Consider the following 15,578-nt stretch of genomic DNA (forward strand, 5'->3'; position numbering starts at 1 on the left):
GTTTCTTAAAATAAAAAATACGCTATTCTTTCTATTGAATGATAGAAAAGGATGGCGTTTTTGTATGTCTATTTTCATATGTGATGAATTGCAACTATTTGTATAAGGATTCAAAAAATTTTCGTTGTATATATTTCTCCAAATTAATTATTTAGCTATTTAAAAGTATCGAAAGATGTGTGCACACTAATGTACATTTTTTAGTGTCAATAAAAATATTATGTCAACAATATGAACTGTCACAAATCTTTATATATTATTGTGATTGATATCACATCACTTTTTTTCAATGGGTATTATGCTTAAGGTGTAATGAATGATTGGGAGAGGGTGGGATGATATGTTTTGTTATCAATGTGAACAAACGCCAACAGGCGGATGTAAAGTGATGGGTGTTTGTGGTAAGAATGAAACGATTGCGAGTTTACAAGATACGATTGTGTTTGGGCTAAAAGGAATTGCAGCTTATCGCACACATGCTGCTCAGCTAGGGTATACGGATGCATTTGTAGATGCCACAACACAAGAAGCTTTATATATGACATTAACAAATTCTAATTTTAACGAACAAGAGCATATTGATATGGCTATGAAAGTTGGGAAATCAGCTTTACGGGTGATGGAGTTATTGGATGAGGCACATACGAATCATTTTGGTGTGCCAGAACCTGTACAAATTACACAAAATCGTGTAGAAGGTAAAGCAATTGTAGTTACGGGCCATAATTTATTTGCATTAGAAGAACTATTAAAGCAAACAGAAGGAAAAGACATTAATATTTATACGCATTCTGAAATGCTACCAGCACACGGATACCCGCAGCTGAAAAAATATAAACATTTAAAAGGAAACATCGGTAAGGCATGGTATGATCAAAGACGCCTTTTTGAAAAATTTACTGGTGCCATATTAGCTACAACGAACTGTGTTATGCCAATTAAAGGCTCGTACTCTGATCGATTCTTTTCATATGACATTGCAGGTTTAGAAGGTGTACAAAAAATTGAAAATGATGATTTTACAACGTTAATTCAAAAAACGCTAGAACTTCCAGAAGTACATATGGAGTCGGATGAACAGTTAGTGACAGGGTTTCATCATAATACAGTATTATCATTAGCTCCAGAAATTATTGACGCAGTAAAAAAAGGGAAAATAAAGCGTTTCTTTGTTATCGCCGGTTGTGATGCACCGGGAAAAGGCGGAGAATATTATCGTGAATTAGCAACGTCACTTCCGCCAGAAACGGTTATTTTAACAACTTCTTGCGGGAAATTCCGCTTTAATGATGTGGATTACGGTGTTGTACCTGGTACGGAAATTCCGCGTTACATTGATTTAGGACAGTGCAATAATTCAATTTCTACAGTGAAAATAGCGGCTGCTTTAGCTGATGCTTTTCAATGTGAAGTGAATGAATTGCCAGTAAGTATTGTCCTATCATGGTTTGAACAAAAAGCGGTTGCCATTTTACTAGGGCTATTTAGTCTTGGGATTCAAGATATTCGCATCGGTCCAAAGGCTCCTGAATTTATTTCAGCTGGCGTGCTTGATGTATTACAAGAAACATTTGGTTTAAAACTAATTACAAATGCAGCAGAAGATATGGCTATGATGTTATCGTAACAAAAAATGATCTGTCTTATTAAATAAGAAGAGCTAGCCATATTCATTAACTTTGGTATAGTATAGCGCCCCAAAACAAAAATGTAGAATTTTTATTTTGGGGTATTTTCTTTTCTTAGTGGGATAGGTATGGGGAAATTTAAAAAAAGAAAACAGACTGTATCGAATAGGTAATAGTTGATTTTAGAAAAAAATATAAAAATCGAGTTGACATTCATCGCTACTCAGTCATACAATGTACTTGTAATAAGCAATACTGAGTAGTGTTGTTTCTCAAAATATTTTCAGCAGACAATAGGTAATAGCGGATTTTAGAAAAAATTTGAAAATCAGTTGACATCTATCGCTACTTAGTCATACAATGTAGATGTAATAAGTGATACTGAATAGTTCGTATTCACAAAAACTGTTCAGTGAAAAATTCGCCTTAGTACTCTGTAATACTGAATATAAGTCAGACAGAATAGGGGGTAAAGGAGGATCAGAACATGGAAAATTTAACTGAAATGTTGAAAGGTTCACTGGAAGGGTGTGTGTTGGAAATCATTAGCCGCCGTGAAACGTATGGTTATGAGATTACTCGCCACTTGAATGATCTTGGGTTTACCGAAGTCGTGGAAGGAACGGTGTATACCATTCTCGTACGACTAGAGAAGAAAAAGCTTGTGAATATTGAAAAGAAACCATCAGATATGGGGCCGCCTCGTAAGTTTTATTCATTAAATGAAGCTGGTCGTCAGGAGCTTGAATTATTTTGGAGAAAATGGGATTTTGTATCGTCAAAAATTAACGTCTTGAAGTCAAACTAGCCTCATAATATAAAATGTTTCGGCTCATATTTGGAGAGTTTCTTGTTCTGCTTTATAAAAAGGAGGAAAATAACATGTTGGAAATATTCAAAAAATTAATCGGTGATAAAAAAGAGTACAGAATGATGATGGCACGTGTTGCAGCACTGCCAGAGGACTATCAGTTTGTGTTTAAGAAAATTCAAAACTATATGTGGAATTTTTCGACCGGAAACGGGATGGATATGCTGCACATTCAGTACGAATTAATCGATTTGTTTGAAGCCGGTGCAGCGGAAGGTAGACAAGTGCTAGATATTACTGGGGAAGATGTGGCATCTTTTGCTGACGAACTAGTGGCAAACGCTAAAACGTATGTCTCCAAATATCGTGAAGATTTGAATGAAAGTATTATGAAGAAATTGAGAAAAAAATAAATGCAATACGAAATACCGACTGATTAGCTGGTCATAAATGTGAACTACCGCCATCGCTATTCAGTTATATTTTTAACTCAGTACTAAGTGTTACAGAATATCAGTGGTACTAAATAGAGGGTATAGGTAATTTATTTTTGTAAGGGGGAAAAAGCATGAGCAATGCAGCGATTTCTGTAAAAGGATTAAAAAAATTTTTTAAAGACAAAGAAGTGTTAAAGGGAGTGGATTTTGATGTACAGCGTGGCGAAATTTTCGCACTGCTAGGCTCAAATGGAGCGGGAAAGACAACAACGGTCAACATCCTTTCGACGCTAATGAAGCAAGATGGCGGTGAGGTAAGCATTTGTGGATTTGATGTACAGCGCCAACCAGATCAAGTTCGTCAAAGTATCAGTTTGACAGGACAGTTTGCAGCTTTAGACGGCATGTTGACGGGGAAAGAAAACTTGATAATGATCGCTAAGTTACGTGGTGTTTCCAATCCCGTTCAAGTCGCTGACAATTTGCTTGAAAGATTTAGCCTGACTGATGCGGCAAACCAAAGGGCAGATCAGTATTCAGGCGGGATGAAGCGCCGGCTTGATATCGCGATGAGTTTGATCGGGGCGCCAGCAGTTATTTTTCTTGACGAACCAACGACTGGACTTGATCCTGAAGCGCGAATCGAAGTGTGGGATACAGTCAAGGAACTTGCCGGTAGCGGCACAACGATCTTGCTTACGACCCAGTACTTGGAAGAAGCCGAACAACTAGCAGACCGTATCGCTATTTTGCATGGCGGAAAAATTATTACGACAGGTACTCTTACTGAACTGAAAGAGATGTTCCCACCGGCAAAAGTGGAGTATATCGAGAAGCAACCGACATTGGAAGAAATATTCCTTGCGATCATTGGCAAAAAGGAGGAGATGTAAATGAAAAGTAAAACAGGTGTATTATTAGGTCGTTTAATGCGTAACATTATGCGCAGCCCGGATACAATTATTACAGTAGCGATTACGCCGATTATGATGATGCTATTATTTGTTTACGTATTTGGCGGGGCTATAAAGACAGGAACAGATAACTACGTCAATTATTTATTGCCGGGAATTTTGCTAATGGCTATCGCATCCGGTGTAGCTTACACTTCTGTGCGACTATTTACGGATGTAAAGAGTGGGCTGATGGCACGTTTCATTACGATGCCTATTAAGCGTTCATCGATATTGTGGGCTCATGTTTTAACCTCTCTTGTTGCTAATGTACTTACTATCGTGGTGGTTATTCTTGTTGCATTATTAATGGGTTTCCGTTCCAGTGCTAATATTCTAGAGTGGCTCGCGGTAGCTGGAATACTTGGGATGTTTACGCTGGCGCTAACATGGCTAGCTATCATTCCAGGATTGAAAGCGAAGTCTATGGAAGGGGCGACTGCTTACTCGTACCCGCTAGTTTTTCTTCCATTTATTAGTTCGGCCTTTGTGCCTACCGAAACGATGCCAAAAATTGTTCGTGCGTTTGCAGAGAATCAGCCTGTAACTTCAATCGTGAATGCGATTCGTGCTCTTTTATATGAAGGAACTGTGGGTAACGATATTTGGATTGCACTCGCTTGGTGCGTAGGTATAATGGTCATCTCTTACTTTTTCGCCAGTAAAGCATTTAAACGTCAGTTAGGGTAAGAAACGAGATAAACGAAACCTTCAGGAATAATATATATTTAGAAAAGCACGGGAGATTTTCCGTGCTTTTATTATTTATCATGCTCTCATTGTAGTAAATGAAATGGTATTTAAAAATAGGATAATTATCCAGTGATAAAGCTTAATATTTGAGGCTCACTGCTTATGGAATGTATAAGCACACTCGTTTTTGTAAATCTGCTAATACTTCATCGGGTATTTCTTTGATTTTAATATCCTTCCCTAGAAAAAGCAGCCAATTTATTATTTCCGTCACTTCATCGGGATTGTTAACATTGATAAAAGTTTTTAAAATGGCTGTGGATTGGTAAGGATTAGTATAAGATATTGAAATTTTTAAAGGATGGTATTTTTTGAACTGGGCAATTGCTGTCGGACCAAGTTCAAATACAAGGTTAATTGCTTCGTCCTTCTTACTTAGTTTTTCTAAAATCTTTTTCTTATTTAGCCTTTTGTTCGTCGTGTATGGTTCGATATTAATGAGATCATCGACAGGAAACATCATCTTCTTTTCTTCTTTTAAGTCAAACCCTTCAATGATCCAATGGCTTTTTTCTTGATAAAGGTGCAATAGATAAATTGGATAAGACTTGATTTCTTCATCTTCTTTGATAGTAATCAATAAATGGTTATCTAAAAGAAGGATTTGAATGAGTTTTTCTAACATAGGATGGGGGAGATCAGAAAGCTCAAGTAGATCGGGATTATGAGGATTAGTTCCTTGGAACAGCAAGAGTTGATTTAAAAGAACGAGGTCATCTTGCTGGGTTTCTGAGATGAGTCCTAGTAGTTTTTCAGCTAAAGATTGACGACTTTTTAGATAGGGAAGTTGTTGATTCCTCGTAGCCATAAAGGCAATAAAAAGAGCTTTCACTTCATTATCAGTAAAGCGAACAACGGGCAGGATAGAATTATGCATAACAAAATATCCACCCGTTCTCCCAACTTCAGCGACAAGTGGCATTCCCATAGCTTCAATTTCTCTAATGTCTCTAATAGCTGTCGATCGTGATATGTTAAATTCTCGTATGATTTCAGAAATTGTAAAGTGAGAGCGGTTGTTAATATATCGCATAATTGTATTGATCCGTTCAACTTTTTTCATTTTGGTCTCCTAAACAGTATCATTTTTTGACATGGTTTAAAGATATTATAAACGTATCAGATGAAAAGATAAATCGTTTGATTAATAAAAAAAGAGGCAGGTTTTGTATATGAAAAATTATACTATAGAAGAAAAAGATAGCTTTATTGTGTTAGGTATTGGAACTGAAATTAAGAGTGAGTACACAGACTTTGCTGGAATAAATAAAGAAAAGGAAGACTTTTGGTCGGCTGTTAAAGAAGATGGAAGGCTGGACACTTTAAAAGCTTTAGCGACAAATGAATACATTTTTTCTGTGAGCGAAGCGGTGAATAACAAAATGATGTATTATGCGGGTGTCATGACAGAAGCACAAATAGAAGAAGAATCTAGAGTGATTCAGTTTCCGAGGGGAGAATACTTAGTAGTAAAAGGGGAAGACAAAACAGCTGAAGAGTTAAGTAATAAGTTGACTGGCATCGCCTTCGGTCAAGCTTTACCAGATGCAAATGAGTTTGCTTATGTTGGTGGACCAAATACGACGGTTGAGATGGGGAAAAGAAACGGCTTAGTGTTTGGTGAAATGTGGATTCCAGTTGTAAGGAAGTAAAGTGATAAAAGATACGAATATGGGAAGTAGAGGCTAACAATCTTGGATTGTTGGCCTTTTTAACATGAATATAATATTCATATGTCTATTGTATTTTTTGCGACAAGATTAAATAGCTTTTTTGTTACTTTACAATAAAGTATACTTAATATCAGTAATTCATATAATTAGGAGTGGTTTCTATATTTAGAGAAAATACAAAAAGGATACTTCTGTCATTAGTAACAAATCCAATACTAATAATTGTATACGGGATTTTTTGTTATGAGTTGGCCTTATACTGTAAGTACGGAAGAATGAATTATAATATTTACATTTTGTTATTATGTATAGTACTTTTTATATCCATAACTACATTTACTACAATGCGGGTGATAAAAAATAGAGAATATAAATCTAAAAAATTAACAAATTCAATAGCATGGAGATCCATTTCTATTATCGTTATTGTTGCAATTACATCATTTTATGGGATGCAGATTTATAAAAGTGCAATAAATTACAATGGTAAATTGGCATGGTTTATAGAAAAGTTAAAACATGAAAGGTCAGTTAAACTTAAACATAATAATATATATAAATCTGGAGTAGAAGGTATTTTTGAAGATATAAATAAAAAATATCCTTTGCCAAAGAAATTGTATATGGCAACTGATTTTGATCTTACGTTTCATTCAGATGGAACAATCACAGCGTTTGATACATTTGTTTATGGGAAAAATGTTGATGGGAAAGAAGAAACTTATTTAATCTCTTATAATAAGAAGAAATCAGAAGATATTACTATAATACGAGATGGATACGCAAAGCCTGATTATAATGATGATAAATTAGTAGAACCTTTAATTAAAACGGTTAAGGCGATCCCAGTTAAGCAAACGGTCAAAAAATGGAATGAAAGTAAGTATGGGTTGATTTATTATGGAAAAAGAAATTGGGGATCCAATACAGAGGGAATTATTAATATTACTGAGGATGGTAAGGAGCAGAGTCTTAAAGAAGCAGCTTCTGATATCATTGGATATACTGTATCTATATTTGTCCCTGGAAAAGAGAAAGAGCTAGTCCCTGCTAGATATAATTTAATAAGTGACGCAAGTTGGAGTAAATCAAAGACGCCTCCAAAAGAAGATAGGCTTAAAGAGAAGGAACAACAAGATTTAAAGAATGAAAAAGAACAGTTTTTCCTATCGAAAGAAGTTGGTTATAAACTAAATATGACAGATAAAGCATTAGGGAGCGCCTTTTATTCATTAAGCAAGACTAGTGATGAAGGGAAAACATGGGAGGTTATCAATCCAGAACCATTTAATGGGGGGATTGGTAGTGTATCAGGAATCACTTTTATAAATGATAAACTTGGGTTTTTAGGAGCAATCAGGCCTTCTGGTAATGAAGGAGAGTTATATCGTACAGATGATGGGGGAGTATCTTTCAAAAAGGTAGAATATCCGCCGCATGAAGTGAAATTAGATCATACACAGTCCACAATAAGTCCTTTTAATTCTCCTAGTATGCCATATGAGAAAGATGGGGTTTTTAATATGTTAGTTGGACAAGGGGCAGATGGAGACTACAATGGCGATAGTAGTGCACTTTATCAATCAAAAGATAACGGAGAGACATGGGAATTTGTAGAAGAAGTGAAAAAGAAATAACCAGAATGTCTTTTTGAAAAATAAGGTAACTACTCAGCTATACATTTCATTTAGAAATTTGGTAAGGAGTATAATTCCAGCCATGAAGATAAAAATGGACCTATACCTCGCTGCCTTTCTTTGTTTTATTTCTTATGCTTACTATCAACGCTATATTTATAGAAAGGTATTTTGGTGATATACAAAAGTGGATTCGAAATATTACATGTTGCTTTGCTTTATTCGTAGTAGTTTTAGTAGCTCTACGGATAGGTTACTTTTGAATCTAAATATTTCCATTTTGTGTGTATCACTTCTACCTCAATTTTAAGATCCAGAGAAGGGATTGCTGCTTTTTCAAGGTGAAGTTTTGGGGCTTACGCAAATCACTGTTAGCTTTATAGTTAACCTTGTAATTGTATGTACAGCAAGTAAAATTGCAAAATGGTTTGGCACACGCCCGACGTGGCTACGAGTACAGCGTTGGCTTATGGCAAGTGTTTTAACGGTGCTTGCTGTACGTCTTGCTTTTGAACGTCGACAGTAAGAGCCTCTTTACCTTCAGTTTCTATAATATAACCTAATAAATATTAATATAATTTATGTATAGTAGATATTAACCTTATAAAATAAGGGGGGAATATTATGACTGAGACAAATGAATCTTCAGGAGTCAATTTGAAAAAAGATATGAAGTTTTCTATTATAATTCCTGCACACAATGAAGAAAAGTACATTAGAAAATGTTTAGATTCAATTGCAAAGGCATCAGAGGCATATAAAGAGCAAACGGAAGTTATAGTTGTTTTAAATCGTTGTACAGATAAAACAGAGGAAATAGCAAAATCTTATAATTGTATTACATTGAAAAATAACGATAAAAACTTATCTAAAATTCGAAATGCAGGGGCTAAAATAGCCAGTGGAGAAATAATCGTTACTATAGACGCTGATACGATAATGACAGAGTCTATGTTGTCTAATGTAGATAAATATTTAGCTTCAGGTAAATACATTGGTGGTGGGGTGAATGGGAAGTTTGAAAGAATATCTTTAGGAATATTTCTCTCCGCAATGTTAATCATAATCCCTTTACTTTTTAAGTACGGAGCTATATCTGTAGGGATTTTTTGGTGCTATAGAAAAGACTTTATGGCAATCAATGGATTTAATGAAAACATGCTTATGGCAGAAGATGCAGATTTCGCAAAACGTTTAAAAGAGTGGGGAAAGAAAAATAATAAGAAATTCGGTACTATTAAAAATGGAATGATAACTTCATGCAGAAGATTTGATACATATGGAGACTGGACTTTATTTAAAAATCCAAAAGTAATTTTAGCTTATCTAAAAGGAAATGATAGAAAATACGCAGATAAGACATATTATGATAACCAAGAAAGATAAAAGTGGAGAAAAGCGGCAGAGGATAGCTAGTACTTTTTTTAGATATGATGAGAATCCAACTTAATTTAATAGATATTATAAGAAAACCATCAATTTGATTATCCTTTTTCAAATTGATGGTTTTTATTTTTGAAATAAATATGTATTTTTTTATAAAAATATTTTTTGACCCCCATAAAACTATGTATTCCTCCGAATATGTATAGTGAAGAAAATAAATAGAAGAAAAATGACTATGAAAGAATATAGAAGTATTAATAAAATTACTAGATTAAGTGGGCATCCAAAATAAAAGGATGAAATTACCAATGATATAGAGGAGAGTTATTCAAGAATTGCAGATAAAATAGAAAAAGAATAAGCAAAACGAACGGTAGAAAATAAGAAAGTAGATAAAAATACAAACTTAACTTTAGTGCTGAGAGAAAAGGAAAATCATTAAGAAAACGTTGGGAAAAGTTAGACTCGAAAAATATAATTAACAGCAAGAAAACAAGACCGAAGAAAAGTACCAAGAAAATCTGGTTAAATGGTCACTTGTGCAGTGGCCATTTTGCTATTTGAAGGAGGCTGGGAGATTACAAGTGTTGAGTTTAGTAATGAAGATCTTAAGAAAACCGAAAATAGAAGATATCGTATGTAACATACAAAACAACGAAGAAGATAAAGAAGCGTTTATCGTACAGTATCAGCCTTTTATTAGAAAATCAATTTCATCTGTCTGCCGCCGATATATTACAGAACAGGATGATGAATATAGCATTGGATTGTTTGCGTTTAACGAAGCAATTGAACAGTATTCATATACAAAAGGAAAATCCTTTTTAGCGTTTGCTGATCTTCTTATAAAAAGAGATGTAATTGACTATATACGTAAGGAGTCTAAACATAACTTTGTCTTTTTAAAAGAAGATGAGCAAGAGGAAATGTTAGAAATGCAAGTGTCGCTTACGGAGTATATGAAAGAGATGGAAAATAGTAACCGTAAGGAGGAAATTCTTCATTTTCAAAGTGTGCTAGCTGAGTTTAAAATCACATTCTCAGAGCTTGCTAAAGAATCTCCTAAGCATCGTGATACACGTGAGCACTTAATAGAAATTGTGAAAATTATTATAAAAGAAGAGGAAATGATGGAAGAGCTGTTCCGAAAGAAAAAGTTACCGCTTAAACATATTGAACCGCGTGTTAGGGTAAGTCGCAAAACATTGGAGCGTCATAGAAAATATATCATTGCAATGTGTATTATCTTTGCAAACAACTATACATACATTCTTGATTATATAAAGGGAGGGAAGCATGATGAATAAAGGAATTGTGATGGATATAAAAAAGCATAGCGTAGTTGTTTTAACACCAAATGGAGAGTTTATTACGTGTAAAAGAAAAGGGGATTCTTGCATAATCGGGGAAGAAATCTCATTTGATGAGCAAGAACAAAAAGCATCGTATTTTTCAATCCCTTCCTTTTTAAAGCCTGCATCAATACTTGTTGCTTGTTTTCTATTTGCAGTGCTGTTTTTCTACAACCAACCAGAAGAAAAAGTATTTGCTTACGTCTCAGTTGATATAAATCCAAGTTTAGAGGTGAGCGTAACAAAGGATTTTCGTGTTATAGATTTGCAGGCTTGTAATGATGATGGAAGGCGTATTTTAAAAGAATTGAAGCAATGGGAAAATAAACAATTGCAAGAAGTAATACGTACTATTATAAAGCAAAGTCAAGAGGATAAGTATTTAACGAATGATAAGCAAGTTATGCTAACAGCTGTTGCAAAGGACAAGGCACTAGAACCACTTTTGGAAAAGGCAATGAAAGAATTAAAGAAAGAATATGAGCTAAAACATATTACAGTTGAATATCAAAGTAGCACAATGCAAGTACGAGAGAATGCTAGAAAAGCTGGAATTGGCACAGGTGTCTATATAAAGCAAGAGAATGAGAAGAACAAATCGCTTACGCCTCCTGCCACGCCGTCTAATCCGGTGGAAAACGAAGAAGAGGTGCAATCGCAACCGGAGTCATCTCCTGATGCAACAATGGATTTGTCTCCCGTACAAGAAAAAAAGTATGAGAAGCAAGAGCATAAAGAACAAAAGAAAACAGAGGAACAGCCATCGAAGCAAATAAAAGAAAACAATGGAAGAGGATCTCAGCAAGAAAATAGAAGGAATCAACAGGAGAATAACAGTAGAGGACCTCAACAAGGAAATAATGGGAATGAGCAAGGAAACAACGGAAGAGGACCTCAACAAGGGAATAATGGGAATGAGCAAGGAAACAACGGAAGAGGACCTCAACAAGGGAATAATGGGAATGAGCAAGGAAACAACGGAAGAGGACCTCAACAAGGAAATAATGGGAATGAGCAAGGAAACAACGGAAGAGGACCTCAACAAGGGAATAATGGGAATGAGCAAGGAAACAACGGAAGAGGACCTCAACAAGGAAATAATGGGAATGAGCAAGGGTACAACGGAAGAGGACCTCAACAAGGAAATAATGAGAATGAGCAAGGGAACAATGGAAGGGGATCTCAACAAGAGAATAGGGGCCACCAACAAGGCAATGAAAAAAAGAATCAATAGAATATGGAAGTGAGAGATTCAATTTAAAGCTAAAAGGATTTATCTCGCTATTGTGGGCAGTAAAACTCCCATCTCAAAATTTAGCTAAGGCAAAGAAGTTAGATGGGAGTTGGGCTGCTTATAAATGTTAGATTGGTGAGGCTAATTAAAGTTTCACTTTATTATTCTATAGTTCTATTAAGAAGGAGTATGTGAAAAATATAATGGAGAAAAACATTCAACAAGAGAAAGATAAAGAAAAACCTGTTTTTTATGATCCGAAAGGAAGGAGAAACATAGCCTTTATTTGGTTTCTATGTATCTCAATAGTTAGTGTAGGTGTTGTATTTTATTTTTTCTTTCAAAGTATTTTTTCAACACCAGAAATTCCAAACATGAATCCTACTGTAAAACAAGATACGAAACTTGTACCAATTAATCAAAAACTTAGTGAGGAGCAGTTAAAGAAGGAAGAATTCAAGCCAAATACCGAAATGAAGGATAATAAAAATTTGGTGAATTCGACAAACGATAGTAAACAACGTAAAGAAGTGTATGGTTTTTATGTAAACTGGGATGAAAATAGTACAGCGTCTTTAAAAGAAAATATCAATTCATTAACCACGTTAGTACCAGAATGGTATCATTTAAAAGAAGATTTAACGATTAGAAGTGAGATAAAACCTGAGATTGTAAAACTAGCAAAAAAAAATCATGTGAAAATTATGCCGTTACTTACTAACTATACAGAAAAAGCTTCTGGCCCTGATAGTGATCTTATCCATAAGTTACTGAATTCGCCGAATGATGTGAAGACGAAATTTATTAATGATTTAGTAAGCGAAGTTAAAAAGAGTCAGTTTTCAGGTATTAATATTGACTTTGAGGCCGTACCTGAAAGTGATAGAGAAAACTTAACAAATTTTATGAAAGAACTTACTACGGTCTTTCATAAACATGATTTGCTCGTTACACAAGATGTTCCAGCTAATGATAAGGCTTTTGATTATGGTGCATTAGCAAAAATAATAGATCGTATGATTGTAATGATGTACGATGAGCACTATGGAGCGGGGGAACCAGGACCAATTGCTTCAAATAAGTGGTTCCAACATACATTGAATGAACTGAATATTCCGTCTAATAAACTTATAGTTGCTTTCGGTAACTACGGATATGATTGGGAAATAAATAGTAAAAAACCTGCGAAGTCTTTAACTTTTTCAGAAGTTATGACAATGGCGAATGATTCCAATATGAAAATTCAATGGGATAACATGAGTGGAAATCCTTATTTTAGATATAAAACAGGAGAGAAAGAACATACTGCTTGGTTCTTAGACAGTGTTACTCTCTATAATCAAGTGAAAATCGCAATGGACAACAATGCAAAGGGGTTTGCGTTATGGAGATTAGGAGCAGAAGATCCTACAATATGGAAAGTTTTAAAAAATCCGATTGAGGCACAAAAAAATCCTGATGTATTACATAAAATCACTAGTTTAGATGAAGTGAATTATTCTGGACAAGGTGAAATTTTACAGATTGAGAATGAAAAGCAAAATGGATTGAGAGATTTTAAAGTAGGCAAAGATGGTTATCTTACAGATGAAGTATATCAATCTTTACCATCTGCATACGAAGTGCAACGATATGGAAAACCGAAAGGGAAACAAGTAGTATTAACATTTGATGATGGACCAGACCCGAAATATACGCCAGAAATTTTAGATATATTAAAAGAGAATAAAATAAAAGCTGCTTTTTTTGTCCTTGGTGAAAACGCACAACTAAATCCTAGTATTGTAAAAAGAATATACGATGAAGGGCATGAAATTGGCAATCATACTTTCAAGCATCCTAACGTAGCTGATACGTCTTTACTACGAACAAAAGTAGAACTTAATACGACGCAACGTCTGATCCAGGAAATAACTGGGCATTCTACAGTTTTGTTTAGGCCACCATACGAAGCGGATGCTAACCCGGATTCCTCAAATGAAATAGTGCCTATTTTACGGGCACAAAATATGAACTATACAATGGTAGCAGAAAAAGTGGATCCTGAGGACTGGGCAACACCATCAACTAATGAATTAGTAAAGCGTGCTCTTAATCCCGTTTATAAGGGAGAGGGAAATATTATTCTTCTCCATGATGCGGGAGGGAATCGTACCCATACGGTAGAGGCGTTGCCGATCATTATTAAAGAGCTTAAAAAGCATGGATATAGTTTTGTAACAATTTCAGATTTAATGAATAAAGAACGAGATGAAATTATGCCCCCAGTTTCTTCTGAGGGTGAGCAATATTTACTTTACAATAAAGCTGTCTTTTCAGGGGCGGGATACTTTAAACATATATTAACAACTATTTTTTATATTGCTATTGGATTAGGGATTTTTCGATTCTTATTCTTAATTTATTTTGCATGGAAGCAAAAAAGAAAAACGTTATCTCGCTCTATTAATTCGTCCTACCAACCTTTTGTTAGTGTTGTCATAGCAGCATATAATGAAGAAAAGGTGATAGCTAAGACAATTCGCTCAATTTTGGATAGTAAGTATGGAGAATTTGAAGTTATTGTTGTGGATGACGGATCGACAGATGGTACGTCAAAAGTAATGCAAGAAACATTTTATAAACACCCTAAAGTTCGTTTCATTCAGAAAGAAAACGGCGGGAAATCATCGGCAATGAACCTAGGGTTTCAACAATCTCGAGGAGAGATTATTGTCACTTTAGATGCGGATACTATTATTGCGCAAGACGCCATTTCTCTAATGATTAGACACTTTGAAGATCAGAATGTAGCAGCAGTTTCAGGTAATGTTAAAGTGGGGAATAGACGAAATTTGTTAACTACTTGGCAACATGTTGAGTATATTACAGGGTTTAATTTAGAACGTAGAGCTTTTGATGAGTTAAATTGTATTACAGTTGTTCCAGGAGCTATTGGGGCGTGGCGCAAGAAGAATGTAGTTGAATCTGGATATTTAAGCGAAGATACATTAGCAGAAGATACGGATCTTACTATTACATTTTTACGTCAAGGATATAAAATTGTATATGAAGAAAAGGCCTATGCTTTTACGGAATCACCTGAAGATGTGAAAAGTCTCATTAAACAGCGATATCGTTGGTCATATGGTACACTCCAATGTCTTTGGAAACATCGAAAAGCAGTGTTTCATACAAAACATAAAACGTTAGGATTTATTGCATTGCCTAACATGTGGTTATTCCAATATGTTCTGCAATTCATTGCTCCTTTTGCAGATATTTTAATGATTATGGGGCTGTTTGGTAGCAATCCGCTAAAAGTGTTAGGGTTTTATCTTGTATTCTTTTTATTAGACCTTTTTGCATCTCTGTTTGCATTTAAATTAGAGAAAGAGGACCCTAAACCGTTAGTGTGGTTAATTTTACAACGCTTTATTTATCGTCAATTTATGACTTATGTTGTCATTAAATCTATATTCTCATCTATTCGAGGCGTAGCGGTAGGATGGAATAAACTAAAGAGAATGGGGAGTGTTAAACATTCCACGGAACATAAGGAGGCATCATAAGAGAGCAGACTATCTGCTCTTTTTTTCATTGATTTTAGTTAGTTGAATGTAGAGTTGTAGCATAAAAACTGCTGCTTCTATAACGAGATTCCTATTCATCATTAATAGTGAGACATTATGTTAAGCTAATCTTTTAGTTTCGGATTAAAGTTTTTTTATATTT

The 15,578-nt window shown here is 34.9% G+C and carries 12 protein-coding genes and 2 pseudogenes; 13 read left to right on the forward strand and 1 reads right to left on the reverse strand.

The annotated features are described in order from the left end of the window. Nucleotides 1–340 precede the first annotated feature (340 nt). The 5 genes from hcp (at nt 341) to CGQ22_RS14845 (ending at nt 4,519) form a co-directional block, all read left to right on the forward strand. The gene (gene hcp / locus CGQ22_RS14825; protein WP_002082429.1) at nt 341–1,627 is read left to right on the forward strand and encodes a hydroxylamine reductase; all 1,287 of its coding nucleotides are present in this window, start codon (nt 341–343) and stop codon (nt 1,625–1,627) included. 488 nt (nt 1,628–2,115) lie between these two features. Beyond that, on the forward strand, nt 2,116–2,436 hold the full coding sequence (locus CGQ22_RS14830) for a PadR family transcriptional regulator (RefSeq protein ID WP_000429484.1): 321 nt from the start codon (nt 2,116–2,118) through the stop codon (nt 2,434–2,436). 74 nt (nt 2,437–2,510) lie between these two features. Continuing rightward, nucleotides 2,511–2,852, forward strand: a complete 342-nt coding sequence (locus CGQ22_RS14835) for a DUF1048 domain-containing protein (RefSeq protein WP_000889650.1) — start codon at nt 2,511–2,513, stop codon at nt 2,850–2,852. A gap of 155 nt (nt 2,853–3,007) precedes the next feature. Then, nucleotides 3,008–3,769 carry an ABC transporter ATP-binding protein gene (locus CGQ22_RS14840; protein WP_000063324.1) on the forward strand — a complete coding sequence of 254 codons (762 nt, stop codon included), beginning with the start codon at nt 3,008–3,010 and terminating at the stop codon, nt 3,767–3,769. Then, nucleotides 3,770–4,519 carry an ABC transporter permease gene (locus CGQ22_RS14845; RefSeq protein ID WP_000837801.1) on the forward strand — a complete coding sequence of 250 codons (750 nt, stop codon included), beginning with the start codon at nt 3,770–3,772 and terminating at the stop codon, nt 4,517–4,519. Between the two features lie 163 nt (nt 4,520–4,682). Here the strand turns inward: CGQ22_RS14845 and CGQ22_RS14850 are convergent, their stop codons facing one another. Continuing rightward, nucleotides 4,683–5,645, reverse strand: coding sequence for a helix-turn-helix transcriptional regulator (locus CGQ22_RS14850; protein ID WP_046945731.1), 963 nt, complete (start codon nt 5,643–5,645; stop codon nt 4,683–4,685). Between the two features lie 109 nt (nt 5,646–5,754). Between CGQ22_RS14850 and CGQ22_RS14855 the strand changes: the two genes are divergently transcribed. The 8 genes and pseudogenes from CGQ22_RS14855 to CGQ22_RS14890 all read left to right on the forward strand — a co-directional run bounded on the left by CGQ22_RS14855 (nt 5,755) and on the right by CGQ22_RS14890 (nt 15,415). Beyond that, nucleotides 5,755–6,234, forward strand: coding sequence for a GyrI-like domain-containing protein (locus tag CGQ22_RS14855; RefSeq protein ID WP_000801038.1), 480 nt, complete (start codon nt 5,755–5,757; stop codon nt 6,232–6,234). A 173-nt stretch (nt 6,235–6,407) separates the two neighbouring features. Further along, on the forward strand, nt 6,408–7,892 hold the full coding sequence (locus CGQ22_RS14860) for a WD40/YVTN/BNR-like repeat-containing protein (RefSeq protein WP_089148899.1): 1,485 nt from the start codon (nt 6,408–6,410) through the stop codon (nt 7,890–7,892). 107 nt (nt 7,893–7,999) lie between these two features. Beyond that, a pseudogene (locus CGQ22_RS14865) lies at nt 8,000–8,155 on the forward strand (DUF3963 domain-containing protein); the annotation flags it as partial. Beyond that, nucleotides 8,149–8,418, forward strand: a pseudogene (locus CGQ22_RS14870) (LysE family translocator); the annotation flags it as partial. The pseudogenes CGQ22_RS14865 and CGQ22_RS14870, both read left to right, overlap by 7 nt. Nucleotides 8,419–8,516: 98 nt before the next feature. Next, nucleotides 8,517–9,278 (forward strand): glycosyltransferase family 2 protein, encoded by a 762-nt coding sequence (locus tag CGQ22_RS14875; RefSeq protein ID WP_000141001.1) that lies wholly within the window; start codon nt 8,517–8,519, stop codon nt 9,276–9,278. 584 nt (nt 9,279–9,862) lie between these two features. After that, nucleotides 9,863–10,585, forward strand: coding sequence for an RNA polymerase sigma factor SigI (gene sigI / locus CGQ22_RS14880; RefSeq protein WP_002181307.1), 723 nt, complete (start codon nt 9,863–9,865; stop codon nt 10,583–10,585). Further along, on the forward strand, nt 10,575–11,864 hold the full coding sequence (locus CGQ22_RS14885; RefSeq protein ID WP_089148900.1) for an anti-sigma factor domain-containing protein: 1,290 nt from the start codon (nt 10,575–10,577) through the stop codon (nt 11,862–11,864). The genes sigI and CGQ22_RS14885 overlap by 11 nt, the downstream gene beginning before the upstream one ends. 203 nt (nt 11,865–12,067) lie before the next feature. Then, a complete protein-coding gene (locus tag CGQ22_RS14890; protein ID WP_089148901.1) occupies nt 12,068–15,415 on the forward strand; it encodes a trifunctional glycoside hydrolase family 18/polysaccharide deacetylase/glycosyltransferase family 2 protein in 3,348 nt (1,115 codons plus the stop codon). Nucleotides 15,416–15,578 lie beyond the last annotated feature (163 nt).

The sequence above is a fragment of the Bacillus sp. M13(2017) genome, assembly GCF_002218325.1.
GTDB lineage: Bacteria > Bacillota > Bacilli > Bacillales > Bacillaceae_G > Bacillus_A > Bacillus_A thuringiensis_K.